Raw genomic sequence first — 25,236 nt, forward strand, 5'->3', positions numbered from 1 at the left:
ATTAACGCAGCACAGCCGAGGACTGGGTGGCCTGCACCACCGCAGCGCCCAGCGCCGCACCAAAACGCTTGACCAGGCGCTCAGCGACGTTGTCACGGCGGGTGTAGTCGATGATCTCTTCAGCTTTCACCACCTCACGCGCCACATAGTCGATGCTGCCCAGCTGGTCAGCCAGACCCAGCTCGATGGCTTGCTGGCCGCTCCAGAACAGGCCGCTGAAGGTGTCGGCGTCTTCCTTGAGCCGTGTACCGCGCCCGGTTTTGACGGCGGTGATGAACTGCTGGTGGATCTGGTTGAGCATGGCCTGGGCGTACTCACGCTGGCGCTCGGTCTGCGGGCTGAACGGGTCCAGAAAACCCTTGTTCTCCCCCGCCGTCATCAGGCGCCGCTCCACACCGAGCTTCTCCATCAGGCCGGTGAAACCAAAACCGTCCATCAGCACACCAATGCTGCCAACGATGCTGGCCTTGTCCACGTAGATCTTGTCCGCTGCCACCGCGATGTAATACGCCGCCGAGGCACAAGACTCCTCGACCACCGCGTACACCGGCTTGTTGTGCAAGACTTTGAGACGGCGGATTTCATCATTCACGATGCCTGCCTGCACCGGGCTGCCACCCGGGGAGTTGATCAACAGCACCACCGCTTGCGCCCCGGCATCCTCAAAAGCGGCGCGCACCGAGGACAGGATCAGCTCAGCGCTGGCCTCATTGCCTGAGGCAATTTCACCCTTGATGTCCACCACGGCGGTATGGGGTGTGGTCACATTTTTGGTGGTGTTGCTCTGGTCAAAACCGAACCAGGCCACCCCGATCAGAAACACCAGCCAGGCCAGACGCACAAAATTGCGCCAGCGCCGCGCCAGGCGCTGCTCGTGCAGCGACGCAAACGCCAGCTTCTCCAGCGTGGCGCGCTCCCAGCCAAGGGCAGCTGGCTCACCAGACGCTTTTTTTTGTGTAGCATCAGGCCCTTTATCTACCTGGGCTTGCGCCGCATTTGGCGTGTATTCCGGCACGGATGAGGCGCCTGGTTTGTCCGAATCAGCTGGATCTGTCATAAGGCTTGGTTGGGTTGTAGTTTGTCGGAAGTATGCCAGTGCACCATGCCCGCTTCTTCGCTGACCACTATTTTGACCAGGCCACCACGGCAACGGCCCATCACACACTGGCCGGTCTGGGGTGAATACATGGCCCCATGCGTGGCACACATCAGCCAGTGGCCGGTGCTGTCAAAAAACTGGTTGGGCTGGTAATCCATCTCCATCGGCACATGGGTGCAACGGTTCAGATAAGCGTAAACCGTGTCAGCGTAACGCACCGCAAATGCCGCGACACTTTCCGAGTAATACCGCACCTCAAACGGCACCGCCTCACCGCTGTCGACCAGGTCGGACGAAGCGCACAAAAACACCGACTCAGACATCGGCTTCAGGTCTCCAAACCGCGCGCCAGCTCAGCCATGGGCCAACAACCAGTCACGCATCTGGGGCACGCTGTGCGCCACAAACAAAGGCTGCAAGGCGCCAAACACCGCGTGGTCATGCGCACCATAACTCACTGCCAGACTCGGACAACCGGCGTTGAGCGCCATTTGCAGGTCGTGTGTGGTGTCCCCCACCATGAGGGTGCGCTCGGGGGGCACATCAAACTCCGCCATCAACTCGTTGAGCATCAGGGGGTCGGGCTTGCCTGCCGTCTGGTCGGCGGTGCGTGAGGCATCGAACACCCCCGCCAGGTCAGCGCTGCCCAGGACCTCGTCCAGGCCGCGACGGCTTTTGCCAGTGGCCACCACCAGCAGGTGACCGCGCGCTTTGAGCTCGGCCAACAGTGGCAACACCCCCTCAAACAGGCTGATCTCATGCTGGATAGCAAAGTAATGGTGGCGGTAGCGGTCCCCCAACTGGGGGTAAAGCGCCTCGGGCACGTCAGGTGCCGCGTGCGCCAGCGCCTGCATCAGGCCCATGCCAATCACGTACGAAGCTTCTTCATACGTCGGCTCCTTGCCACCCACATCACGCACCGCCGCCTGGATACAGCGGGCGATGATGGCGGTGGAGTCAAACAGGGTGCCATCCCAGTCGAAGGCGATCAGGTCAAAGTTGCGTGGGGTCATAAGGGGTCAATCAGGGCGCGGCGCCAGCACTGCGGCAGAAAAATGGGCGAGTTCTGGTGGCAAGTCTGCCAGCAATTCAATCGGTTCACCGCTGGCGGGGTGATGCAACTGCAAACGCCAGGCGTGTAAAAACATGCGCTTGAGCTGGTGTTGTGCGCTGGCGCGGGCCAGTTGTTTGTTGTGCTCAAAGTCACCGTATTTGTCGTCCCCCAAGATCGGGAATCCTTCGCTGGCCAGATGCACCCGGATCTGGTGGGTGCGTCCGGTCTTGATCGTCACTTCGAGCAGCGAGTAATCGGCGCTGGAGGCACGCACTTTCACCAAGGTGACCGAGGGCATACCGTCCGGGTCATCGCGTGACACCACCTTGACACGACGTTCACCCGCCTGTGCCTCGTTGCCGTCGAGCAGGTACTTGTGCAAGGGTTTGTCCAGCACCTTCAATTTGGCAGGCCACTGTCCACGCACCATCGCCAGGTAGGTCTTGCCGGTCTGGCGCGTGCGGAACTGGTCTTGCAGCTGTTTGAGGGCGCTGCGTTTTTTGGCCACCAGCAAAATGCCACTGGTCTCACGGTCCAGCCGGTGCACCAGCTCCAGGAATTTGGCCTGCGGACGCGCCATACGCAATTGCTCGATCACCCCGAAACTCACGCCGGAGCCACCATGCACCGCCACACCGGCGGGTTTATTGATGGCGATCAGGTGATCGTCTTCCAACAAGACCGGGAAATCGCGCGCCGGTGCGCCATGCGCCACCTGCTCAGCCATCGCCTGCTCTTTTTCAGCCACCCGTTCGGAGATGCGCACCGGCGGCACCCGCAGCAGGTCGCCGGTTGTGAGTCGGGTATCGGCACTGACGCGGCCCTTGTTGACACGCACCTCGCCACTGCGAATGAGTCGGTAGATGTGGGTCTTGGGCACGCCTTTGAGGTGGCGGATCAGGAAGTTGTCGACCCGTTGGCCCGACGCGTCTTCGTCGATACAAAGGGTTTCCACTTTGGGGGCAGGCGGAGCAGGTTTGCCCCCTATAATGACTTTCACTGGCGATGTGCTGTAAGTGGTTGATTTAACAGAAAGTTAATTCGTTGGATGGTGAAGTTTAGTTCACACACCTCCTGCCTCGCCAGAAAAGTCGGTACCGCCTGACATCCAGGCTGCAAACAGGTGACCCCATGTCCCGTGTGGCAGCCGCGCTGAAGGGTTAAAACGACGCCTTGAAATCCTGATACGGAATAACCAAAAACTCATAGTCTTGGACTGTGAGCGGAATGAAGTGATATGTTTGTGTTGATGTCCTTGATGTGTTTTTGCCTGCAGCGCGTGAGCGTGCTGTTTGTTGGCGCACGTCTGGCACCAGCGCCCTTTAAAAAGGCGCATGTAGCTATCAAACAGGTAGCAATAATCCCCACAGACCCGATGACTCCTCTCCACGCGCCACCGCCCCCGCTCACCCAGTGAGCGAAGGGTCTACGGCAGTTTCCTCCGCATTTCAAAGCGTCAGTTTGTGTATCAATGGCTCGGCATGAGCTTGTGTATTGATATTTGAATTGAAGGAAAGCGACCCATGAAACGGATGCTGATCAACGCCACCCAGGCGGAGGAACGCCGCCTGGCGGTGGTGGACGGGCAAAAACTGCTCGACTACGAGATCGAGATTGAAGGACGCGAACAACGCAAGGGCAACATCTACAAAGCCGTGGTGACCCGCGTCGAGCCCTCCCTCGAAGCTTGTTTTGTTGACTACGGCGAAGAACGCCACGGCTTCTTGCCGTTCAAGGAAATCTCCAAACAGTATTTCCAGGCCAACGTCTCGGTCAGCCAGGCGCGCATCCAGGACGTGATCCGCGAAGGCCAGGAACTGCTGATCCAGGTCGAAAAAGAAGAACGTGGCAACAAGGGGGCGGCACTCACCACTTTTGTGTCACTCGCTGGTCGTTATGTGGTGCTGATGCCCAACAACCCTCGTGGGGGTGGTGTGAGCCGCCGCATCGAGGGTGAAGACCGCGCTGAACTCAAAGAAGCGCTGGACCAGCTCGAATACCCCAACGGCATGAGCATCATTGCCCGCACCGCCGGCATCGGCCGCAGTGCGCCTGAGTTGCAATGGGACTTGAACTACCTGCTCAAGCTCTGGAGCGCGATTGACGGCGCTGCCAAGGGTGGCAAGGGCGCCTTCCTGATCTACCAGGAATCGTCTCTGGTGATCCGCGCGATCCGCGACTACTTCAACAACGACATCGGCGACATCCTGATCGACACCGATGACGTGTACGAACAGGCCCAGCAGTTCATGGCGCATGTGATGCCGGAACACGCAGCCCGCGTCAAACGTTACCGTGACGACGCCCCGCTGTTCAGCCGTTTCCAGATCGAACACCAGATCGAAACCGCCTACGCCCGCACCGTGACCCTGCCGTCCGGCGGCGCCATCGTGATCGACCACACCGAAGCATTGGTGTCGGTGGACGTCAACTCGGCACGCGCCATCAAGGGTGGCGACATCGAAGAAACCGCGACCCGCACCAACCTGGAAGCCGCCGACGAAGTGGCGCGCCAGGCCCGTCTGCGTGACTTGGGCGGCCTGATCGTGATCGACTTCATCGACATGGAAGAAAGCCGCAACCGCCGCGAGGTCGAAAACCGCCTGCGCGACGCGCTGCGCCAAGACCGCGCACGGGTGCAGTTTGCCTCCATCAGCAAATTTGGCCTGATGGAAATGAGCCGCCAGCGCCTGCGCCCGGCCCTCAGCGAAGGTGCATCGATTCCCTGCCCGCGCTGCGGTGGCTCCGGCCACATCCGCGACACCGAAAGCTCGGCACTGCAGATTTTGCGCATCATCCAGGAAGAGTCTTTGAAGGACAACACCGCATCGGTGCTGTGCCAAGTGCCGGTCGAAGTGGCCTCGTTCCTGCTGAACGAAAAACGCGGCGAAATCGCCAAGATCGAACTCAAACAGCGCATCAACGTGCTGATGGTGCCCAACAAGTCGATGGAAACGCCCAACTACAAGTTGGAACGCCTGAAACACGACGACCCGCGCCTGGACAACATCACCGCCAGCTACTCGATGGCCGAAGAGGTTGAAGATGCCACTGCGGTGACACGCCGCGCCCAGGAACCCACCAACCGGCAAACCCCGGTCATCAAAGGTGTGTTGCCCGATGCTCCGGCACCGGTGGCACCGCCCAAACCGGCACCGGTCAGCCCAGCACCTGCTGCGGCGCAACAGCCCCCCAAAGCGCCGGTCGCCGCACCGGTCGTGGCCGAAAAAGGCTTTTTTGGCTGGCTCAAGAACCTGTTTGCCCCGGCACCGGTCGCCAGCCCTGCACCCAAGGCAGCGCCAGCCCCTGCCAACGACAAAACAGACGGACGCGGTCCACAAGCCGGTGGCCGCTCGGGCCGCGACGGCAACCGCCGCAACGAAGCCCGGGGTGATCGCCCCGAAGGTGGACGCGGTCCGCGCGGTGAGGGTCGTAACGGCCGCGCCGGCGCAGAAGGTCGTTCCGAAGCTCGCCCGGAAGGCCGTGCCGATGGCCGCCAAGACAACCGTGGTAACCGCAATGAGCGCGGCAACCGGACCGAGCGCGGTGAACGCCCAGAACGGGGTGAGCGCAACGAGCGCGGCCCACGCAATGAGCGCCCGGACAGCCAGGTCAACGCCCTAGCCCCCGAGGCTGGCCGTTTGGACACCAATGCCCAGGTGAGCACCGAAGGCGGTGAGGCCAGCCGCAACGAGCCCCGCCAGGAGCGCAACGGCCGCAACCAGCGCGGTGACCGCCGTCCACCGCGTGGCCCACGCACCGAAGCCGACGGTCGGCCAACGACCGACCTGGCAGAAGCCAGCAGCAGCCCGGTGACGGCTGACAACGAAACCAACGCTGATGACAACCAGCCTGCGGTGGACCAGGCCGACCGAGGCGAGTCTGCACCCCGGGAAAAACGCTCACGTGACCGCTATGGCCGTGAACGCAAACCACGTGGTGAACGTACCGAACGCCCGGCAGCAGACAACGTCGAGGGCAGCGAGGCGCCCAACGCCCGGCCCGTGAACGCAGAGTCCGAAACCGAGCTGCAAGACACACCCCGCAAGTCGTACTTCAGCACACCTGCCGTGACCAGTGCGCCCGCTGTGGCTACAGCAGCCCCGGTGGCTGCTGAGCCAGTCGCCGTAGCCGCTGTCGCCGAGGTGCAACCACCCGTGGCCGCCGTGGCTCCGGCTCCCGTGGCCGCGCCAGCGCCGGTGTTGCCGACGCCGGTTGCTGCAGCACCCGTGCCAGCGCCCAGCGCTGCTGCGAGTACGGGCATGCCCAAGGTGGTGCCTTACAGCCTGCCATTGGAAGAACTGGCACAGTTGGCGCAAAACAGTGGTTTGAACTGGGTCTCTTCCGACGCCGAGAAAGTGGCTGCCGCCCAGGCCGCCATTGCGGCCCAGCCTGAACCGGTGCGGGTGGTGCGTGAACGTCCAGCCCCTGTGGTGATGGACGAGCGCCCGCTGGTGCTGGTGGAAACCCGGCGTGACCTGCGCAACACGACCCTGCCATTCGAGCAATCAGAAGTGCGCTAAGCCCGCATCCCGAAAGGGATGTTTGCTATCAAAAAAGGGCACCTGAGGTGCCCTTTTTTTGTTGGGTGTTGGTTCTCAAGCTGCCGCAGCTTCCTCTGTCAGGACAGGCACAGGCCCAAAAAAACCACGCCGCACCAGCCCGAGATGGCTGCAGGCTTTGTTGCCACCACCACGGCGCGCAAAGTCCACTGCCCGCGCGGTGTTCTCAAGCGCACTCGCGGGGGAGTCATCGGCCCGCACGGTGGTGAAGCCACTGCTCACGGTGACACGGCCCACCAGCGGAAAACGGGTTTTCTCCACATTGGCACGCAGCCGCTCAAACGCCGCCAGCACCAAGGCCTCATCGGGGCAATGCAACAACACCCCATAACTGTCACCGCCAAAGTGGTAGAGACGGTCATAAGTCCTGAAGGTGCTGCTCATCACACGCGCGACCTGCTGCAGCACGTCCTGCATCGCTGCATAACCGTGTTTATCGCTGATCAAGCCATAGTTGTCGATCGACACCGAACCGAGCCAGTAGTTGGCAGGCACGCGGTGGCGGCGCTCCTGCTCACCCACGCTGTCCATGGGCGGCAGGATGCCGTCCAGGTCTTCGAGAACCGCACTGTAAAACGCATCGTCCAGCGATTTGCGATTGAGCAGCCCGGTCAGTGGGTCGCGGTCACTGTATTCCAGCAGGCTGTACATGTTGCGGTAAATCTGGCGCAGGGCATCCACCAGGGCCAGACTGTCTGCGTCCAGGGCCGCGTCCGAATGTAACTCCAGCACACCGGCATCTTCTTGCCGTGAGTCCGAGAACAAGGGCAACAGGGTGATACGCGGACCTTCCGGTCCGGCCCAGGCCACCTCGACCCGCTCACGGGTTTCGAGGCAACGCAGCCGGTCAGAGGCGTCTTCGAGCTTCATCAAGGTCTGGAAATCAACCCGCTGCGGGTCAATCACACGGCCACCCCCTTTGGCGTCGAGCCGGGCCACATCGAGCCAGCGGCTGACGCCCTCCTCGCGCACCACACGGGCGATGACGATGCGCTCCAGGGGCAACAGATCAATCAGCGCTTTGGACAGCGTGAGCTCCAGGAGATCACGGTCACGGTGACTGGTCAGCTTGACAATGTGTTCGATGAATGTGCTCATGCGCAAATCATAGACTCGAACGCTGTTCAAGTCACGCAATTGCTTTGCCGCACACATGGAGCGGGCCTGGCAGGCCCTCAGGGGCTCAGATTTTTGCGGCGCAAGGTGACCTGGGCCGCGTTTCTCCAGGCCAGCAACGCCTGGGCCTCGTCACCCTGGCGTTGCGCCAGTTCGGCCTGGACCTGCCAGGCACGGGTCAACAAACCGGCATCACTGAGCCGAGGCAGGGCCTGGCGGATCAGCTGTTGCGCCTTGCCCCAGAGCTGCAGGTGCAGGCAGGCCACACCGGCCAGGTACTGCAGGTCGGCGTCCCCGGGTGCGGCCAGCTGGGCCTGTTCGATACGAGACAGCCACTGCTTGTCGATGTCTTCCCCGGCGGCAGAAAAGCCGTTTTCCATCACCCGGATCAGGAAAACCTTCTGATCAGGATCCAGCCCTTGTTTAGATTGGGTCATGCGCTCCCAAACCGGTAGCAACCAGGCAAATGCCTGATCCACGGCACCACCCATCCGCAGCAGGCGGCCAGCGGCCGACAGCGCCACCTCTGGCACGTTCTGCTCCAGCGGGTCCAGCTGCGCCCAGACCGCCGCAAGTTGTTCGGGCTCCTGGGTGGTCTGGATGTACTCCAGCGCCAGCGCCCGCTGCAGGCTCAGCGCCGCGCTACCTGAAAACGCCTTGTGTTTGACCAGCAGACGCGCGGTTTCCAAGGCCAGATCGTTCTGCCCGGCCAGGCGCGCCACTTTCAGCCGCAAACGCAGCGCCACGGTTCGGCGTGCCACACCGGCGGGCAACTGCGCCAGCCAGTCCAGCGCGGCAGCGGGGTCGCGCTCTTCCAGCGACCAACGCAGCGCGCGCAGCTGCAGGCCATCGCGGGTGCCACTGGCTTCGGCGCTGGCCGACTGGAGCAGCGCCTGCTGGAAGTGCATCTCGCGCGCTGCCTTGTCTTGCAAAGCTTGTGAGCTTTCGGCCGCCAGCAGATGTGCCATGACCCGCAGCCGGGGTGCATCGGGCCAGAGTTCACCACTGCGTGTCATGACCGCTTCGCGCGCCAGCACCAGCTCGGCAGCCTTGCGGGCGCGGATAAAACGCCCGGCCACCAGATGCGACAAGGCATCGAGCAAGGCCGAGTGCATGATGCGCTCCTGGTAACGCAGCCGCCAGGAACGGGCCTGCCCCGGCATGGCAAACAGCGCGGACAGCGCCTTGAGTGCCACATGCAGCAGTGCAAACACCAGCAGCAGGGTCAGAATCGCCAGATTAAGCGACACATCCACCCGGTGCGGTGGCCAGAACACGGTGATGGTGCCGGGGTTGGTGCTGGCAAACAGCGCCAACGCTACCGCCACCCCAAACAGCCCCAGGAACCACAAGGTGAGCCGCATGGCTTAGCGCCCCGCTGCCGCTGTGGCCAGCACCGCCAGGGTGTCGTCCACGCGAGGAATTTTGAGCTGGCGCATCTGCAGCTGCACCTGCTGAAGCAGCGTCGTTGCCACACGGGTGCTGCGCGCGCGCTCATCAAAATACTTGCTCAGACTGTCCTGCGCCACACCCAAATCAGCGCGGGCGGCATCGACCTGGCGCGACAACAGGCCCAGGCGGGCGTTGAGTAACTTGAGCTTGAGGTTCTCACGCACAAAAAACGACTGTTCGGGCGACAACAGGGCGGCGTCTGGGGACTCGATGCGGCTCACCCGCACCAGGTTGCGTGCCTCCCCCAGCACCTGTTGCAAGGCCTGTTGCCACTGGTCCAGTGGTTTGGAGGCCGCCGTTTGTGGCTTGTCGGCCATCTTGTGCAAAGGCATCACCGCATTGGCCAGCGGCAGCTCATCGGCCAGGCGCACCAGCTCGTCAAGCTTGACCAGCATGCTCGGGGTGTCACTCACCGCCGCTGACTTGACACGTTCGATGTCACGCGCCAGCGCACGCTGCAGCAATGCCAGGCGCGGCTGGGCGGCACGTGCCACCCGCTGATCGGCACTTTTGAGCGCCGCCAGCAGCGGCTCGACCGTGCCGGTCAACTCCGCCTGCTGCTGCGCCAGACGCAGGGCCGCCTCGATATCCACCACCAGGTTTTCGTCACGCGAGCGCGACAGGCTTTGCATCAGTTCATCAAGCTGACTGCGCTGCAGGGCCACCTCACTCAGGCGCGCATCGAGCACCGCAACCCGGGTCACAGTCTCCTGTGCCATCGCCAAGGCCTGCTTGGACAGGGCCTGAGCTTCTTGTGACTTGCCCTGGGCGTCGGCGCTTTGCATCGCCAGTTGTTCCTGGATGTTGCTGACCTTCTGCCACAGCAGCACCGTCGCCAGCACACAAATCACCAGCAAGGCACCCAGCCAGAGCAGGGGGTTGCGGCCTGGCGCCACAGCGGCTTGGGTGGGGCTGGCGGGCTGCGGAGCAGCCTCGGCCGCTGCCGGGTCCGGAGGCACATTCACGCCGTTGGCATCTGTTGGATTGACATGGGTCATGCCAATGATTCTATCGAGGCAAGAACATGGGCCAAGGTCGGGCGTGACTCACACACCATGGCAAAGCCCAGATCACGCGCGGCCTGAGCAATCCGGGCATGGGTGGCCAGGGCACGCGCCTGCGCCCAGCTCTGGCCAGGCAGCAGGCTGGACAAATGGCCCACCGCCTCGGCGCTGCTGAACAACCAGACGGAGCCATCGCTGGCGGCTTGTGTTGCCAGGGCACGTTCAGTCGGGCCCCACACTGGCGCGCCGCGCTGGTAAGCCACGACAAAATCCACCTCGACCCCGGCCTGGCGCAGGGTTTGCGCCAGCCAGTCGCGGCCCACCCCGGGTGTGGCGGGCTGGTCGACACTGTCAGGCTTGTCGCCGTCGTCGTCTCGGGTATCACCACGCACAATCAAGACCCGGGCGCCAGGACCCACCTGGCCCTGCACCTGTTGCCACAGCGCTTCGGAGTCAAACTGGCCGCCATCGGCGGGTGGCGCATCCACCCTCTGCGCGGGCAGGCCCTGCGCCAGCAAGGCTGCGTGGGTGCCGGGGCCTGTGCACCACGCTCTTGTTTCAGGAGCTATCCTCCCTTTGTATAAAAGGGCTGCAGCCTGATTGGATGCAAAAAAATGATTGACCGCGTGGTTGCTGACAAACATCACGGCGGTGTAGTCGCGCCAATGCTGGCCGACGGCCTGCAGCGCCGATGTGTCGGCAAGGGCGCTGGTTTCCAGCAGCGGCAGGGCCAGCGCCTCACAGTGCGGAGAGAGCAACTTGACCCAACGCGCAGCCTGTGGCTGCACCCGGGTCACGATCACACGCATGGCTTATTGCCCGATCAGGGCCTTGTCCAAATGGTCGAGGCGGCCACCTTGGGCCAGCACACCGGCCTTCAACGCGTCAGCCACACGCTGGCCCAAGGCCGCAGCGCTGGCCTGGTCCGTGACCGGTCCGGTGGCATTCGCGCGCACCAGCGGCAGCTTGTTCTCGGTGTCACCCCAGGCGGCGTTGATGGTCAGCACATCACCTTGCAGCGTGGCAAAGGCAGCCAGCGGCATCGAGCAGCTGCCGCCCATGGCGCGGCTCACCGCACGTTCGGCCGCCACCGCGAGCCAGGTCGGCTGGTGGATCAGCGGGGTGAGTGCGGCGGTGATCTCGGTGCCGTCGGTGCGTACCTCGATGCCTAGTGCGCCTTGGCCAGCGGCGGGCAGCATCACTTCGGGCTCGAAAATGTCACGGATGCGGTCTTCGAGCTTCAAGCGCTTGAGGCCGGCAGCGGCCAGCACAATCGCGTCATATTGGCCTTCGTCGAGCTTGCGCAGGCGGGTATCGAGGTTGCCACGCAAGGGCTCGATCTTGAGGTCCGGGCGCAGCGCACGCAGCAATGCGACGCGACGCAGGCTGGAGGTACCCACCACCGCGCCTTGCGGCAGCGCGGCCAGGTTGGCGTAACGGGGCGAGACAAAAGCGTCGCGCGGGTCTTCGCGCTCCATCACACAGGCCAGGGCAAAACCAGGGGGCAGCTCCATGGGCACATCCTTGAGTGAATGCACCGCCAGGTCGGCACTGCCGGCCTCCAGCGCCACCTCCAGCTCTTTCACAAACAGACCCTTGCCACCGACTTGGCTCAAGGCGCGGTCCAGAATCTGGTCACCCAGGGTGGTCATACCCAGAATGCTGACCGTATGACCCATACCCGTCAAAATGGCCTGTACATGCTCAGCCTGCCACATGGCCAAGCGACTTTCTCTGGTGGCAATCGTGAATGTGCTCATAAGTGTGTGGCGCGTAGCCGTAACCTTTTTGTAATAGCGATGCAGTCGAGAATGCTAGCATGAGTCTTGCTTGAAAATAGCATGCTCAACCACAGAACTGCCATGACAAAAACCAGCTCCCCACGCCCCAAAACCAGCCCCATCAGCACCGAGCAACCCCTGATCGACGACATCCGCCTGCTGGGTCGCATTCTGGGTGACGTGATTCGCGAGCAAGAGGGCGAGGCCGCCTTTGAACTGGTCGAGAAAATCCGCCAGTTGTCCGTCGCGTTTCGCCGTGATGCCGACCACGAGGCCGACAAGGCCCTGAGCAAGCTGCTCAAGTCGCTCAGCGGGGACAAAACCGTGAGTGTGGTGCGTGCCTTCACCTATTTCAGCCACCTGGCCAACCTGGCCGAGGACCGCCACCACATCCGCCGCCGCGCCATCCACCAGCGCATGGGCGCAGTGCGCGAAGGCAGCATCGGCAAAACACTGCAGCGCCTGGCCGAAGGCGGCATCACACCGCAGGCCATCAGCGCGATGCTGGCGCACAGTTATGTCTCGCCGGTGTTGACCGCCCACCCGACCGAGGTGCAGCGCAAAAGTATTCTGGATGCCGAGCGCGACATCGCCAAACTGCTGGCGCAGCGTGATGACATCCTGGCCCAGGCCCTGGCCTACCAGGTGCCCAACGACGCACTCACCCCCCAACAACTGGCCGACAACGAGGCCCAGTTGCACGCCCGGGTGCTGCAGCTGTGGCAAACCCGGCTGCTGCGTTTTTCCAAACTCACCGTGGCCAACGAGGTGGACAACGCGCTGAGTTATTACGAATCAACCTTCCTGCGCGAGATCCCGCGCATCTACGCCCACCTGGAACAGGCGTTGGGCCAGCAGCCGATTGCCAACTTCCTGCGCATGGGCCAGTGGATTGGGGGTGACCGCGACGGCAACCCGAATGTCAACGCCCACACCCTGGAGCACGCCCTGAGCCGCCAGGCCGATGTGGCGATCCGCCACTACCTGGCCGAGATCCACCTGCTGGGCGGTGATCTGTCGCAGTCGGCCATGCTGATGGCGTTTTCGCCCGAGATGCAGGCCCTGGCCGAGTGCTCAGCCGACACCAGCGAACACCGCAAGGATGAACCCTACCGCCGCGCGCTGATTGGTGTGTACGCCCGCCTGGCGGCCACCCTCAAGGCGCTGACCGGCACCGAGGCGCCGCACTACGCGGTGCCACCCCAAAACCCCTACGCCAGCGCACAAGAGCTGCTGGCCGACCTGAAGGTGATTGAGGCCTCGCTGCTGGCGCAACATGCCCAGGCACTGGTGACCCAGCACCTGCAGCCGCTGATGCGCGCCATCCAGGTGTTTGGTTTCCACCTGGCCACGGTCGACCTGCGCCAAAGCTCCGACCAGCACGAAGCGGTGCTGACCGAGCTGCTGGCCCAGGCCCGCGTCACCCCCAACTACGCCGGTCTGGACGAAGAAGCCAAATGCCAGCTGCTGCTCAAGCTGCTCAACGAAACCCGGCCTTTGCGTGTGGTCGGTGCGCCCTACAGCGAACATACGCTCAGCGAAATTGCCATTTTTGAGGCCGCCAAAACCATGCGCGAGCGCTACGGCGCCCAGGCCATTCGCCACTACATCATCAGCCACACCGAAACCGTGAGTGACTTGCTGGAGGTGATGCTGCTGCAAAAAGAAGTGGGCCTGATGCGCGGCACGCTGGACTGTGACAACGCCACCTGTGACCTGATTGTGGTGCCGCTGTTTGAGACCATCGACGACCTGCGCCACGCCGCGCCGATCATGAAAACCTTCTACGCCCTGCCCGGCATCCTGGCCATGGTGCAGCGCGGCCATGCCGACCAGTATGGCGAGCAGGACATCATGCTGGGCTACTCCGACAGCAACAAGGACGGCGGCATCTTCACCAGCAACTGGGAGCTGTACCGTGGTGAACTGGCGTTGGTGGAGGTGTTTGACGAGATCAACCGCGACCACCCGACGCCTGATGACAAGGAATTCATCCAGCTGCGCATGTTCCACGGCAGGGGCGGCACGGTCGGGCGCGGCGGCGGCCCCAGCTTCGAAGCCATCCTGGCGCAGCCCCCGGGCACCGTGCGCGGCCAGATCCGCCTGACCGAACAAGGTGAGGTGATTGGCTCCAAATACGCCAACCCCGAAATTGGCCGTCGCAACCTGGAAACCCTGGTCGCTGCCACGCTGGAAGCCACCCTGTTGCACCCGACCCAGGCGGCTGAGCCGGCGTTTCTGGAAGCTGCGGCCGAGTTGTCGCTGGCCAGCATGGCGGCCTACCGGGCGCTGGTGTACGAGACCCCGGGCTTCACCGACTACTTTTTTGGCGCCACACCGATCCGCGAAATTGCCGAACTCAACATCGGCTCACGCCCGGCCTCGCGCAAAGCCACGCAAAAGATTGAAGACCTGCGCGCCATTCCCTGGGGCTTCAGCTGGGGCCAGTGCCGTTTGACCTTGCCGGGCTGGTACGGCTTTGGTTCGGCGGTGGAACAGTTCCTCAAACCTCTGGGCGACAAAACACCGGCCAAGCAGCAAAAGAAACAGCTGGCGCTGCTGCAAACCATGGAACACCAGTGGCCCTTCTTCAAAACCCTGCTGTCCAACATGGACATGGTGTTGGCCAAGAGTGATTTGGCGCTGGCCAGCCGTTACGCCGAGCTGGTGACCGACAAAAAACTGCGCAAGAAGATCTTCACCGCGATCGAGCAGGAATGGCAGCGCACCACCCATGCGCTGGAGCTGATCACCGGGGACAAACAGCGTCTGGCGCACAACGCAGCGTTACAACGCTCGATCCGCCACCGCTTCCCGTACATCGACCCACTGCACCACTTGCAGGTGGAGCTGGTGCGCCGCCACCGTGCTGGCCTGAGTGATGAACGTGTCAAACGCGGCATCCACATCTCGATCAACGGGATCGCGGCGGGCCTGCGCAACACGGGCTGATGGGTGGGGCTTAACCAGCTGGCCTGATGGCTGGCTGGTTGACTCAAAAACAATAGCTATCAGCCCTTATTGCAAAAGGGCTAGAGGCCAAAAATGCATCTAAACCCCGGACAAAGCCGACTGGCGGCTCAGGGCGCAGGTGTCTGCCCGCTGCGGGCAAACACCAAAAAATCCTCGGGTAACAGCGGTTTGGCAAAGAAGTAGCCCTGGCCAAAGTCACAGCCTGCTTCTTGCAGCAGGTCTTTTTGCAACCGGGTTTCGATGCCCTCGGCCACCACCTGTATGCCCAGCTCATGCGCCATCTGGATGATGGCTTTGCACAGCGTCAGGTTTTTGCTGCCTGGCGCCAGATCCCGCATGAAGGACTGGTCGATCTTGAGGAAATCAATGTCAAAGCGGTGCAGGTAGGCCAGTGACGAGTAGCCGGTGCCAAAGTCGTCCAGCGAAACCCGCATGCCCTCCTGGCGCAAGCTCAGCAGCTGGCGTTGGACGGACTCTGACGCATCCAGCAGCAAACCTTCGGTGATCTCGACCACGATGGCTTCAGGCGCGATGTTGTCGGCCTTCAGGTGCTCGGCCCAGCTGGGGGTCGGCCCGGTTTTGCTCTGGAACTGCAGCGGCGACTTGTTGACGGCAATCTGCATGTCGGGATGCAACTCGCTGCGCCACAGGCGCACCTGCTGCGCGGCCGTGTGAAAGACCCAGTCTCCGATCTCGTTGATCAGGCCCATCGACTCCGCCAGCGGGATGAACTCACACGGCGGAATCAGGCCACGCTGCGGGTGTTGCCAGCGGATCAGCGCCTCGGCCTTGTGGATGCTGCCATCTCTGAGGTTCACCACCGGTTGGTACACCAGGTAAAACTGCTGCTGCTCCAGCGCCACATGCAAGTCACTGGCCATACGCAGCCGTTTGTGGGCACGCTCCTGCAACGCGCTGGTGAAGAAACAGAAGCCGTTTCTGCCGTGGGACTTGGCTTCGTACATGGCCTGGTCGGCCAGTTTCAGCAGCTCGTCGAAGCTCTCCCCGTTTTGCGGGTACAGCGCCACGCCGATGCTGGCAGACACAAACACCCGGTGGCCGCCCAGATCAAAGGCATCGCCAAAACTGGTGACAATTTTTTGCGCAATGTCCCCCACGTCGGCGCAAGGCAGCAAGTCCGTCAGAATCACCGCGAACTCGTCCCCCCCCATGCGTGCCAGGGTGTCGGTGCTGCGCAGACAGGTTTCCACACGCCGTGACACCTGCACCAGCAGCTGGTCACCAAAGGCATGGCCCAGGCTGTCGTTGACCTCCTTGAACTGGTCCAGGTCAATGATCAGCAGCCCCAGCCCGTGACCATGGCGTTTGTGGGTGTTGAGCACCTGCTCCCAGCGGTCGCGCAACATGCGGCGGTTGGGCAAACCGGTGAGCGCGTCAAAATTGGCTTGTTGCCAGATCAGCGCCTCGGCTTTTTTGTGCTCGGTGATGTCGTGGGCGATGCCATAGGTGCCAATGATGCCCCCGTTGGCGTCACGCAAGGGCATCTTCATCGAGACGTTCCAGGATTCACGACCATCCTGCCAAACCTCGTGGTGCAGCTGGTTGAACACCGGAGCGCCGGTGCGCATGATCTCCAGCTCCTCACGCAGCGTCTGGGCCGCATGTTCGGCCGAGTAGAAGTCGGCATCCGATTTGCCCACCGCCTGGGCCGGGTCGTCCAGGCCATAACGTTTGGCCAGGCTGGTGTTGATGCGGATAAAGCGGCTGTGGCGGTCCTTGAAAAAAATCTGGTCGGGCACACTGTCCATCATCGAGTGCATCAGGTCGCGCTCATGCTGAGCCGACAGGTTCTCCAGGTGGCTGCCGGTCACATCGCGCCATTGCGACACAAAGCCCAGATCTTCTACCCCCACGATGTGCCGGTAGGCGATGCGCTCGAGCCAGCGGCCATCTTTCAGGTGGAAGTAGTTGGGTTTTTGCGAGACCGCATCCTGCTCGATCAGGCGCAGCGCAAAAGCATCTTTTTCAGGGTTGGCGAGCAGATTGACCTGGTACTCAAAACGCTCGCTGCTGGTCATGCAAAACGCACTTTGCTCTGAAAACCCCCAGATGCGCAGGTACTGATCATTGGCAAACAGCAGCTCGTAACACGCATCCATGAGGGCAATGCCGTCCGGATGGGAACGCAAAATGGCTTCCGCCCAAAGATGCGCCTTCATCTTGCCAAGGAAAAAACTGAGGCTGACGCCATGTTCTGGTGCTCCCTTGCTGGCTTGTTTGCCAAACGATTGTTCGGGCCTGATGGCCCCAGGGTGTCTCCTGCCCTCGGCTCTGGCGCTGACGCTAGCAGCCCAACACCAGCTTCACAGCTCCGGATTGACCTGAGAGGGGCAAGTCAGATGCCGCGTGCCATCATAAACATCTTTCCAAACCACCGCAGCCACGCGTGGGCATGGGCAGGTCCCCCATCGAATGGGCGCCCGGCGCGTAGGCAGACAAAGCCGCCCCCAGCACCTCAGCCAGCAGCGCTGGCACGTACCACCGCCAGAGAGCGAACAAACACATAGCCCGGCCAAAAAGATGGCCAAAAAAGCGTCAGGCACCTGCGGGCAGCTCGCACGGTAAGCTATTACCCTTTGAGTTTTGGATGGATAGGACGGTTGAGATGTTGATGATGAGCCACACAAAGAGTCTGGAGAATCTGGCAAAGATGCGCGACGCGGCCCAAGTTCTGGTCGGTGCGCTGGAGATGGTTGGCGCCCATGTGAAGCCCGGCGTGAGCACCGCTTTTCTCGACAAACTCTGCCACGACTACATCGTTGACCATGGCTGCGTGCCGTCCTGTGTGGGTTACGAAGGGTATCAACATGCCACCTGCATCTCGGTGAACCATGTGGTGTGCCACGGCATTCCGGGCGACAAAACCTTGAAAGACGGCGACATGCTCAACATTGACGTGGTGGCCGCGCGTGACGGCTGGCACGCCGACAGCAGCGCCATGTACTTCGCAGGCCAACCCAGCATCGCCGCCAAACGGCTGGCCACCATCACCCAGGAAAGCCTCTACCTTGGCATTCTGGAAGTCAAACCCGGCGCGCCCTTGGGCAACATCGGCGCGACGATCCAGGCCCACGCGGGCAAACACGGCTACAGCGTGGTGCGCGACTTTTGTGGCCACGGCATTGGCGCGGCCATGCATGAGGAACCCGAAGTGCGGCACTTTGGCAAACGTGGCAGCGGTGACCTGATGTTGCCGGGCATGACCTTCACGATTGAACCCATGCTCAACGCCGGTCGGCCCGATGTGCATGTGCTGTCGGACGACTGGACGGTGGTCACCAAAGACCACAGCCTGTCGGCCCAGTGGGAACACACGGTGCTGGTCACCAACACGGGATTCGAGATCCTGACGCTGCGCCCCAGTGAGGTCGAGCGTTGGGACAAGTTCAAAGCCGCCCACGGGCGATAGTTGTCGACAAGCCGTTTGTTTTAAAAACAATAGCTACCAGCCCTTATTGAATAAGGGCTAGAAGGCCAAAAGGTTTGTGAACTGGGTAAACACCAGGCGAACAGCGGGTGCCGCTAGATCGTCGGCACCGTACCCCCGTCGATCAGATACTCCGCACCAGAGATCGAACCCGCGCGGGGTGACACCAAAAAGCTGATCAGGTCCGCCACCTCCTGGGGTTTGGCAGGTCGGCCAAGTGGAATCCCCCCCAGCGACTGCATGATGATCCGCTTGCCAACCTCGGCATCCGTGCCGGCTTGGGCTGCCACGCGCTCGACCAGTGCGATGGCGGCGTCGGTCTCGATCCAGCCGGGTGCAACGCTCAGCACACGAACGCCCTTTGGCGTCACCTCTTTCGACAAGGCCTTGCTGTAGGTGGACAAGGCCGCCTTGGCCGCCGCGTAGGCGGTGGTGGACTCCGGCAGCGGCAGCAGACGCTGGATAGAACTGACGTGCACGATCACACCCGAGCCCTGGGCCAGCATGGCGGGCAGCAACGCCCGGTCCAGGCGCACGGCAGGCATCAGGTTCTGGTTCAGCTCTTTGAACCACTGCGCATCGTCCAGGGCCGCAAAACCGCCGCCCGGCGCGCTGGAGCCACCCACCACATTGACCAGGATGTCCACCCCGCCCCATTGGCTGAGCACCGCCTGCGCGACCTCGGCTGCACCCTCTGCGGTCGACACGTCAGCCGCCACATACAACACGCCGTCAACCGGGTGCACAGGCGCAGAGCGCGCCGTGGCCATCACCCGCACACCGGCATCCCACAAAGCGTGCACCACCGCGGCGCCCACGCCTTTGGTGCCACCGGTGACCAGCGCCCGCTTGCCCTGTAATTGAAGATCAAAGCTCATACGTTGATCTCCAGCGCAGAGATCAGGCCGCGCTCCAGGCGAAAGTGGTAACGCAGATCAACCGGGCTGCCGGGAAAGTTGCCCACAACCCGGCTGGTGACGGTGTGGCAGCCCTCTCGCTGCTCCAGCGCGGTGGGTTCATTGGTGTAGGTGTACTTGGCCGATGCCGCGGCCTTCCACGCCTGGATGGCGTCGAGACCGCTGTAGGTGTGGCCCTCGTCCTTCACCACAGCGTGGGTTGTGAAGCATCGGGCCAGCGCTTCAGGGTTTTGTTGGTCTGCCGCAAAGTAGGCAGCAATGGGATCGGGAAGGTGCAAAGTGCTCATGGTGACGAACTCCTGGGTTGGTGAAGTGGTGAGGATGCACCTGCCCTACAAATTAGTGAATAGCCTAGAATTTGAATGAGTTATGTAGAAAGAAATACACAATGCGTGGATCGGACTTTGCGGAACTGAGGGCTTTTGCCGCCGTGGTCGAGCGCGCGAGCTTTGCCCGCGCAGCAGAGCACCTGGGCCTGTCGCCCTCAGCGCTGAGCCAGACGATCCGCCAGCTTGAGGAGCGCCTCGGCGCGCGGCTGTTGAACCGCACCACACGCAGCGTGGCACCCACGGCAACCGGTCAGCAGCTCTACCAACGCATCGCCCCGCTGTTTCAGGACATGGCCGATGCGGTGGCCGAGGCCAGCGCGGCGGCGGGCAGCATGAGCGGCACACTGCGCATCAACACGCTGGGCATGGCCGCCCGCCAGGTCATTGCGCCGCGCCTGGGTCGCTTTCACCAGGCACACCCTGAGTTGCTGCTGGACATCGTGGTGGACGACGGGCTCAGCGATATCGTTGCTGGCCGCTTCGACGCGGGCATCCGTGTGGGCCAACGGCTTGAGAAGGACATGATCGCCGTGCGCCTGACCCCCGACGTGAAGATGATCGCCGTGGCGTCACCGGACTACCTGGCGCGCCGTGGCACGCCGCAGTCCCCCGCCGACCTGCATAACCATGCCTGCATCAACTGGCGCCTTCAGATGGATGGCCAAGCCTCTCGCTGGGAGTTCGAGAAAAAAGGAGTGCGGCTCGACATCGCCGCAGAAGGGCCACTGGTCACCAACAACTCGGATATCGGTGTTGCCGCAGCGCTGCAAGGGATGGGCATTGCCTATGCCTTCGAACGCCTAAGAGTGGATGACCATCTGGCCCAAGGACAGCTGGTGCAGGTGCTTGCCGATTGGTCCATCACACGGCCAGGGCTATTCCTGTACTACTCAAACCGCCGCCACCCCTCACCGCTTTTGAGCGCTTTTATCGATTGTTTGTTGGATCGTGATTTGGCCGAATCCCAGCAAATGTCCAGTGTCCCATCGCTCTAACCGCTCATAGAACCGCAGCTCTTTCTAGAAGGAGATATTGCTGAGTGTCGGAGCTAGTGCAAGTCAATACAAATTACAGAATGGCCCCGAAGCCGCCGTTCAAAAATTCGGATCCAAGGCTTTCGAGCTGACATTCAGCGCAAGCTACAGTGCCGACCAGATTGCCGAGGCGCCAACGGGCGCACTTGGCCAGCGAGTCACCGCGCGGTCTTGGCATTCGGTTCGTGACTTCGTCCCAGACCGTCCAAAAAGCCCTTCCACTAAACTAAAAGGATTGAGGAAAATGAGCTTGGTCTCAAAGGTGAGTCCAACTAAGTCCAGCCGGTGCATGTTGTCACTAGCGACGCCCAAGAGGGGCCGGGCCGATACTGGATAAGCGACGTGCTCATCAATGTTACGAAAATTCGTCTGGAGATTGCATCACATGGCTCTGAAGAAGCTGTCTTATATCGAGTACGAGGGTGAGGCCCGCCAGTGGACGCTGAAGCCACTCGACTTCGGGACGTCGAATCTTGTGGTCGGCAAGAACGCCACAGGCAAGTCTCGACTCATCAATGTGACCACCAGCCTGATGATGATCCTCACCGGGAGGCGCACCGCAGAGAATTCTGGGGCAGGCCACTACTATGCAGAGTTCTTAATCAATGGCATCAAGTACGTCTACGAACTGGCAACCAAGCAGAAGGCTGTTCTCCTTGAACGTCTATCGGTGAACGGCGAACCAAGATTGGAGCGAGACGCCTCTGGCGAGGGTAAGGTCTACTACGAAAAAGAGGGCAAATTTCTCGACTTCAGTATGGAGGCTACGGCTATCGCCTTCCAGGGTCGGAAAGACCGACTACAGCATCCATTTATCGTTGAGCTCGCCGATTGGGCAGAGGCGTCTGCCACATATGCTTTTGGCGGCGAGTTCGGGAAGCTGACATTTATGATGGAGTCCAGCGTCCAAACACAGTCCAATGGTCAGTCCTCAGGTGGAGATGAACCCAACAACCCACTGAAGACCTACCTTGATGGTTGGCGCCAATTTGGCGAACCGTTCGATGAGGCAATCGTGGAGGATATGCGTGCACTGGGTTTTCCTGTCACGGCCGTTCATGCTGAGCAATTGGACTCAACGATCCTATCTCCAGCGCCGCAGGCCTCTCTGATCGCATTGGCTCTGGTCGAAGAAGGTGTTACCGATCACGTCACGCAACTGACGATGTCTCAGGGCATGTATCGTGCCCTGGCCTTGACCATCAAGCTGAATTGGGCAACCTTTACTGGCAAACGCGGTTTGATCCTGATTGATGATTTGGGCGAAGGCCTAGACTACGAACGGTCGTGCAAAGCGATTGAGCTGACGATGCAGAAGGCCGAACAAGGCGGCGCCCAAGTAATCGTCACAAGCAATGATCGCTTCGTGATGAATGCGGTCCCCCTTGAGAGCTGGGTTGCGCTGAAGCGGGATGGCAGCACAGTGGAAGGCTTTACTGCCCGTAATTCACCGGAAGCGTTCAAAAATTTTCGATATACAGGTCTGAGCAACTTCGACTTCTTCACATCGCAGTCTTTTCACTAGCAAATGACCAAAGTTGCGGTTTTCGTCGAAGGTCTGACAGAGACCGAGCTGACAGTCGAGTTGCTCATCTCCCTTTGCGGCAGACGTGGCATCGCAATTGATCTGCACAAGCAGTTTGGTGGAACACTACATTTCTTGGAGTCACGCGGCGCAAACGGAGCCGCCCTTTCAGCTTTGGTTGCAAACTGCTCGACTGATGGTCAGGTTAAGACGCAGATTCTGGATCGCTATACAGGATTGGTCGCTCAGGGCTACACACGAATCGTCGGCGTTAGGGATGTGTATCCATTTCTCCGAGGCGAGATTCCGGCATTGGAAGCAGCGAAGCATGTCGGTCTGCCGGCTGGACCGGTTCCCATCGACCTACACTACGCAGAGATGGAAGTCGAGGCGTGGTTCCTGGACGAGATTACGCACTTCGAACGCATACATGCTGGCTTGACCGTTCCACGTTTGGTGGCGGCAGGCTTTGATGTCGCCAAATGCTACGGGCACACATGGGACCATCCCGCCGCGACCTTGAACGCGATCTACCAGCTCGAAGGGCGGGCTTGGAGAAAGACCGGGGACCATATACGTAGAACAGTCCAAGCGCTTTGTATGGAGTCGCTCTACACGAACGCCCGCTTAAGATCGGCCAGCCTATCAGCCTTCATCGGAAGTCTTGAAGCTGCGCTGTTTCCACCGACACTGGCTACAACGTAACCGTCGTTTCGCCTGGCCTCATGACCGCCTCAATCTGTCCTCTGAGCGGCGAGGTGTATGCCCTGTTCTGCACGAAGGACAGGTATCGGAAAAATCTAATACTACTGAGCCAGTCGACTCTGCCAAGATTTGCCATCAAGGTACAGCCAAGCAGGCATCCCCTAACCGACCGGTGACACACATAGCAACTGATTGGCACCGGCGCGCGATCAATGACCATTAAGGCCCCCCGCTCGCGGCATCAACAACGAACGGCATTACTCGGTCTGTAACGAAAACTCCTTAGCGATAAAGTGAACCAGCAATCGAGCCAATTTATGTACCGGTAGCGATCATTCATGAAAGACGGCACATGGCCCCAACCGGATGCTCATTTTTTCATTTGACCAACAGCGCCCACTACCTCTCTGTCATCTGCCCCCTAGACTTCGGGTGCCCACGTTCGATCTCCAACGACGCCCGCCAGCAGGGGATGGGTTGGGGTGGCGGCCGATTTCTGGGCCTTTGACAGTATGAGGCCGCCGCCCCAACCCATCTCCTGCCAACCACAACCGTTCTAGTTGGGGCTTTTTCAAGCCATGCCATACTTCGACCCATCCGGTTGTGTGCCCTGCCTTTTGTTCCATGTCCCCTTCGCAACGAACACCAGCCAGCCCACCCACCGATGGCGTTACGCCCCAGGCCCTGACGGCGCTACAGTGATGGACCCATCCGCCCTGTTGTCTATATAAGAAATCTGCCTCCAGCCCTTATTCATAAAGGGCCAATAGCTATACAAACAGTAGTTTTACACCCGCCTTCAGCCCCTCCACCCCATGCTTCAGAAATTCTCGTTCCGGCAACTCCTGGTGATCGCGTTTTTGCTGATTGCCGCTTTGCTGGGGGCCGCCTCACTGCGCGCCCTGTTCACGCTGGAAGAGCTCACGCTGCAAAGCCGCGACGGCGCGGCGCGCTCGCTGGAGCTGGGCCAGCTGGCCCAGTCGCTCAGTGAGCTGAGTGTGTCGATGGAGCGCACCTCGCGCCAGTCGGTGGTGCTGGATGACCGCGTGCTGCGCACCCGTGTGGCCGAGCAGGCGCGCGAAGCCACCACGCTGTTGGACAGTCTGAGCACCGCAGGCCTGTCGCACGAACGCGCGCAGCAATGGCGCGCGCATGTGCAGACTGTCAACGATCTGTTGACCGGCCCGCCCGAGACCGCGCTGGACCGGGAGCGCGAGTTGGCGCAAAGCTTTCGTGAACTGGCCAGCGTTAATGCGGCCGTGGCGGTGCAGGTGCAAAAGATCATCCAGCAGCGCAACCAGGCGCTGGAGGCCAAGCTCGAAGACAGCCGCAGCCACTTGGCGCAGCAGGTCACCTGGGCCATCGTGCTGGCGGTGGCCATGGCACTGGCGTTTGGTGTCTGGTTCACGGTGCCGCTCAAGCGGCTGGAAAACGCCATTGTGGACCTGGGTGAGAACCGGCTCGATGAGACCATCACCATCCGGGGGCCGGCTGACCTGGCCATGGTTGGCCAGCGGCTGAACTGGTTGCGCCTGCGCCTGGTGGAACTCGATGCCGACAAATCACGCTTTTTGCGCCATATTTCGCATGAACTCAAAACCCCGCTGGCCTCGCTGCGCGAAGGCGTCTCGCTGCTGGAAGACAGTGTGGCCGGTGAACTCAACCGCGAACAGCGCGAAATTGCCCAGATCCTGCGCCACAACACCAATGTGTTGCAGGGCCAGATTGAAGACCTGTTGCGCTTCAACACCGCCGCGTTTGAGGCGCGCCAGTTGCACCGCCAGACCATTGATCTGCTGCAGCTGATGGAAGCCCAGGCAGACGCCCAGCGCCTGCAGTGCCGCGCCCGCGAACTCACCGTCACGGTGGTCGGCCAGCCCACGCTGGTGCAGCTGGACCCCGACAAGATCGGCACGGTGCTGGCCAACCTGTTGTCCAATGCCATCCGTTACTCTCCGCTCAAAGGGGTGATCCGCCTGGAGCTGAGCACGCTGCCGCGTCTGGTGCGCATCGACATCCACGACCAGGGTGTGGGGGTGGCGCAGGCGGACCGTGAGCGGATTTTTGAGCCGTTTTACCGTGGTGAACGCCAACCGACCGACGTGGTGCGCGGCAGTGGTATTGGCCTGTCCATCGTGTATGAGTACATTGCCGCCCACGGCGGGCGCATCGAGCTGCTGCCCGCCCCCGTGGGTGCCCATTTCAGAATCGAGTTACCCCATGTTTTTAAACCCTGA

19 protein-coding genes are annotated in these 25,236 nt (G+C 61.5%); 7 read left to right on the top strand and 12 right to left on the bottom strand.

The window, feature by feature from the left end; all coding sequences use genetic code 11:
• Position 1: 1 nt before the first annotated feature.
• From RF819_RS05715 to RF819_RS05730, 4 genes are read right to left on the bottom strand one after another with little or no spacing between them, the layout of a single operon-like run.
• Entirely contained in the window at positions 2-1,057 is a 1,056-nt protein-coding gene (locus RF819_RS05715) for a S49 family peptidase (protein WP_078364082.1), read from the bottom strand.
• Positions 1,054-1,422, bottom strand: coding sequence for a Rieske (2Fe-2S) protein (locus RF819_RS05720; RefSeq protein ID WP_078364083.1), 369 nt, complete (start codon positions 1,420-1,422; stop codon positions 1,054-1,056). Before RF819_RS05720 ends, RF819_RS05715 begins: the two co-directional genes overlap by 4 nt.
• Positions 1,423-1,452: 30 nt before the next feature.
• Complete coding sequence (locus RF819_RS05725) at positions 1,453-2,112, bottom strand: HAD family hydrolase (protein WP_078364084.1); 660 nt, start codon at positions 2,110-2,112, stop codon at positions 1,453-1,455.
• A 6-nt stretch (positions 2,113-2,118) separates the two neighbouring features.
• Entirely contained in the window at positions 2,119-3,153 is a 1,035-nt protein-coding gene (locus tag RF819_RS05730; protein ID WP_078364085.1) for an RluA family pseudouridine synthase, read from the bottom strand.
• Between the two features lie 523 nt (positions 3,154-3,676).
• Here RF819_RS05730 and RF819_RS05735 point away from each other — a divergent pair.
• Complete coding sequence (locus RF819_RS05735; RefSeq protein ID WP_078364086.1) at positions 3,677-6,676, top strand: Rne/Rng family ribonuclease; 3,000 nt, start codon at positions 3,677-3,679, stop codon at positions 6,674-6,676.
• Positions 6,677-6,751: 75 nt separating this feature from the next.
• Here RF819_RS05735 and RF819_RS05740 read toward each other — a convergent pair whose 3' ends face one another.
• From RF819_RS05740 to hemC, 5 genes are all read right to left on the bottom strand, one after another.
• Positions 6,752-7,813 (bottom strand): GGDEF domain-containing protein, encoded by a 1,062-nt coding sequence (locus RF819_RS05740; protein ID WP_078364087.1) that lies wholly within the window; start codon positions 7,811-7,813, stop codon positions 6,752-6,754.
• Positions 7,814-7,890: 77 nt separating this feature from the next.
• A complete protein-coding gene (locus tag RF819_RS05745; RefSeq protein WP_078364088.1) occupies positions 7,891-9,195 on the bottom strand; it encodes a heme biosynthesis protein HemY in 1,305 nt (434 codons plus the stop codon).
• 3 nt (positions 9,196-9,198) lie between these two features.
• Positions 9,199-10,281, bottom strand: coding sequence for a uroporphyrinogen-III C-methyltransferase (locus RF819_RS05750; protein ID WP_078364089.1), 1,083 nt, complete (start codon positions 10,279-10,281; stop codon positions 9,199-9,201).
• A complete protein-coding gene (locus RF819_RS05755) occupies positions 10,278-11,096 on the bottom strand; it encodes a uroporphyrinogen-III synthase (protein ID WP_078364090.1) in 819 nt (272 codons plus the stop codon). Before RF819_RS05755 ends, RF819_RS05750 begins: the two co-directional genes overlap by 4 nt.
• 3 nt (positions 11,097-11,099) lie before the next feature.
• A complete protein-coding gene (gene hemC / locus RF819_RS05760) occupies positions 11,100-12,047 on the bottom strand; it encodes a hydroxymethylbilane synthase (RefSeq protein WP_078364091.1) in 948 nt (315 codons plus the stop codon).
• Positions 12,048-12,149: 102 nt separating this feature from the next.
• On the opposite strand from hemC, the gene ppc reads away from it, so the two are divergent.
• The gene (gene ppc / locus RF819_RS05765; RefSeq protein WP_078364092.1) at positions 12,150-15,020 is read left to right on the top strand and encodes a phosphoenolpyruvate carboxylase; all 2,871 of its coding nucleotides are present in this window, start codon (positions 12,150-12,152) and stop codon (positions 15,018-15,020) included.
• Positions 15,021-15,148: 128 nt separating this feature from the next.
• Here the strand turns inward: ppc and RF819_RS05770 are convergent, their stop codons facing one another.
• On the bottom strand, positions 15,149-17,191 hold the full coding sequence (locus RF819_RS05770; protein WP_158081236.1) for a putative bifunctional diguanylate cyclase/phosphodiesterase: 2,043 nt from the start codon (positions 17,189-17,191) through the stop codon (positions 15,149-15,151).
• Between the two features lie 485 nt (positions 17,192-17,676).
• Here RF819_RS05770 and map point away from each other — a divergent pair, with 485 nt between their 5' ends.
• On the top strand, positions 17,677-18,471 hold the full coding sequence (gene map, locus RF819_RS05775) for a type I methionyl aminopeptidase (protein ID WP_143541808.1): 795 nt from the start codon (positions 17,677-17,679) through the stop codon (positions 18,469-18,471).
• A gap of 113 nt (positions 18,472-18,584) precedes the next feature.
• Here the strand turns inward: map and RF819_RS05780 are convergent, their stop codons facing one another.
• Both RF819_RS05780 and RF819_RS05785 read right to left on the bottom strand, forming a co-directional pair.
• Positions 18,585-19,367, bottom strand: coding sequence for an SDR family oxidoreductase (locus RF819_RS05780; protein ID WP_078364094.1), 783 nt, complete (start codon positions 19,365-19,367; stop codon positions 18,585-18,587).
• On the bottom strand, positions 19,364-19,693 hold the full coding sequence (locus RF819_RS05785) for a nuclear transport factor 2 family protein (protein WP_078364095.1): 330 nt from the start codon (positions 19,691-19,693) through the stop codon (positions 19,364-19,366). The genes RF819_RS05780 and RF819_RS05785 overlap by 4 nt, the downstream gene beginning before the upstream one ends.
• Before the next feature lie 101 nt (positions 19,694-19,794).
• On the opposite strand from RF819_RS05785, the gene RF819_RS05790 reads away from it, so the two are divergent.
• The 4 genes from RF819_RS05790 to RF819_RS05805 all read left to right on the top strand — a co-directional run bounded on the left by RF819_RS05790 (position 19,795) and on the right by RF819_RS05805 (position 25,236).
• Positions 19,795-20,730, top strand: coding sequence for a LysR family transcriptional regulator (locus tag RF819_RS05790; RefSeq protein ID WP_078364096.1), 936 nt, complete (start codon positions 19,795-19,797; stop codon positions 20,728-20,730).
• Positions 20,731-21,154: 424 nt separating this feature from the next.
• Positions 21,155-22,294, top strand: a complete 1,140-nt coding sequence (locus tag RF819_RS05795) for an ATP-binding protein (protein WP_078364097.1) — start codon at positions 21,155-21,157, stop codon at positions 22,292-22,294.
• 3 nt (positions 22,295-22,297) lie between these two features.
• Complete coding sequence (locus tag RF819_RS05800) at positions 22,298-22,999, top strand: hypothetical protein (RefSeq protein WP_078364098.1); 702 nt, start codon at positions 22,298-22,300, stop codon at positions 22,997-22,999.
• An 815-nt stretch (positions 23,000-23,814) separates the two neighbouring features.
• Entirely contained in the window at positions 23,815-25,236 is a 1,422-nt protein-coding gene (locus tag RF819_RS05805; RefSeq protein WP_078364099.1) for a sensor histidine kinase, read from the top strand.

Origin of the sequence: Rhodoferax fermentans, from assembly GCF_002017865.1 — a bacterium.
In the GTDB taxonomy this organism is placed as follows: domain Bacteria; phylum Pseudomonadota; class Gammaproteobacteria; order Burkholderiales; family Burkholderiaceae_C; genus Rhodoferax; species Rhodoferax fermentans.

What these genes read in the sequence shown, in the direction of transcription:
- RF819_RS05725 (WP_078364084.1), bottom strand. Translation starts at nt 2,112, where the DNA reads ATGACCCCACGCAACTTTGACCTGATCGCCTTCGACTGGGATGGCACC.
- RF819_RS05750 (WP_078364089.1), bottom strand. Translation starts at nt 10,281, where the DNA reads ATGACCCATGTCAATCCAACAGATGCCAACGGCGTGAATGTGCCTCCG.
- map (WP_143541808.1), top strand. Translation starts at nt 17,677, where the DNA reads ATGAGCCACACAAAGAGTCTGGAGAATCTGGCAAAGATGCGCGACGCG.
- RF819_RS05715 (WP_078364082.1), bottom strand. Translation starts at nt 1,057, where the DNA reads ATGACAGATCCAGCTGATTCGGACAAACCAGGCGCCTCATCCGTGCCG.
- RF819_RS05740 (WP_078364087.1), bottom strand. Translation starts at nt 7,813, where the DNA reads ATGAGCACATTCATCGAACACATTGTCAAGCTGACCAGTCACCGTGAC.
- RF819_RS05780 (WP_078364094.1), bottom strand. Translation starts at nt 19,367, where the DNA reads ATGAGCTTTGATCTTCAATTACAGGGCAAGCGGGCGCTGGTCACCGGT.
- RF819_RS05755 (WP_078364090.1), bottom strand. Translation starts at nt 11,096, where the DNA reads ATGCGTGTGATCGTGACCCGGGTGCAGCCACAGGCTGCGCGTTGGGTC.
- RF819_RS05735 (WP_078364086.1), top strand. Translation starts at nt 3,677, where the DNA reads ATGAAACGGATGCTGATCAACGCCACCCAGGCGGAGGAACGCCGCCTG.
- RF819_RS05745 (WP_078364088.1), bottom strand. Translation starts at nt 9,195, where the DNA reads ATGCGGCTCACCTTGTGGTTCCTGGGGCTGTTTGGGGTGGCGGTAGCG.
- RF819_RS05795 (WP_078364097.1), top strand. Translation starts at nt 21,155, where the DNA reads ATGGCTCTGAAGAAGCTGTCTTATATCGAGTACGAGGGTGAGGCCCGC.
- ppc (WP_078364092.1), top strand. Translation starts at nt 12,150, where the DNA reads ATGACAAAAACCAGCTCCCCACGCCCCAAAACCAGCCCCATCAGCACC.
- RF819_RS05805 (WP_078364099.1), top strand. Translation starts at nt 23,815, where the DNA reads ATGCTTCAGAAATTCTCGTTCCGGCAACTCCTGGTGATCGCGTTTTTG.
- RF819_RS05785 (WP_078364095.1), bottom strand. Translation starts at nt 19,693, where the DNA reads ATGAGCACTTTGCACCTTCCCGATCCCATTGCTGCCTACTTTGCGGCA.
- RF819_RS05720 (WP_078364083.1), bottom strand. Translation starts at nt 1,422, where the DNA reads ATGTCTGAGTCGGTGTTTTTGTGCGCTTCGTCCGACCTGGTCGACAGC.
- RF819_RS05790 (WP_078364096.1), top strand. Translation starts at nt 19,795, where the DNA reads ATGCGTGGATCGGACTTTGCGGAACTGAGGGCTTTTGCCGCCGTGGTC.
- hemC (WP_078364091.1), bottom strand. Translation starts at nt 12,047, where the DNA reads ATGAGCACATTCACGATTGCCACCAGAGAAAGTCGCTTGGCCATGTGG.
- RF819_RS05800 (WP_078364098.1), top strand. Translation starts at nt 22,298, where the DNA reads ATGACCAAAGTTGCGGTTTTCGTCGAAGGTCTGACAGAGACCGAGCTG.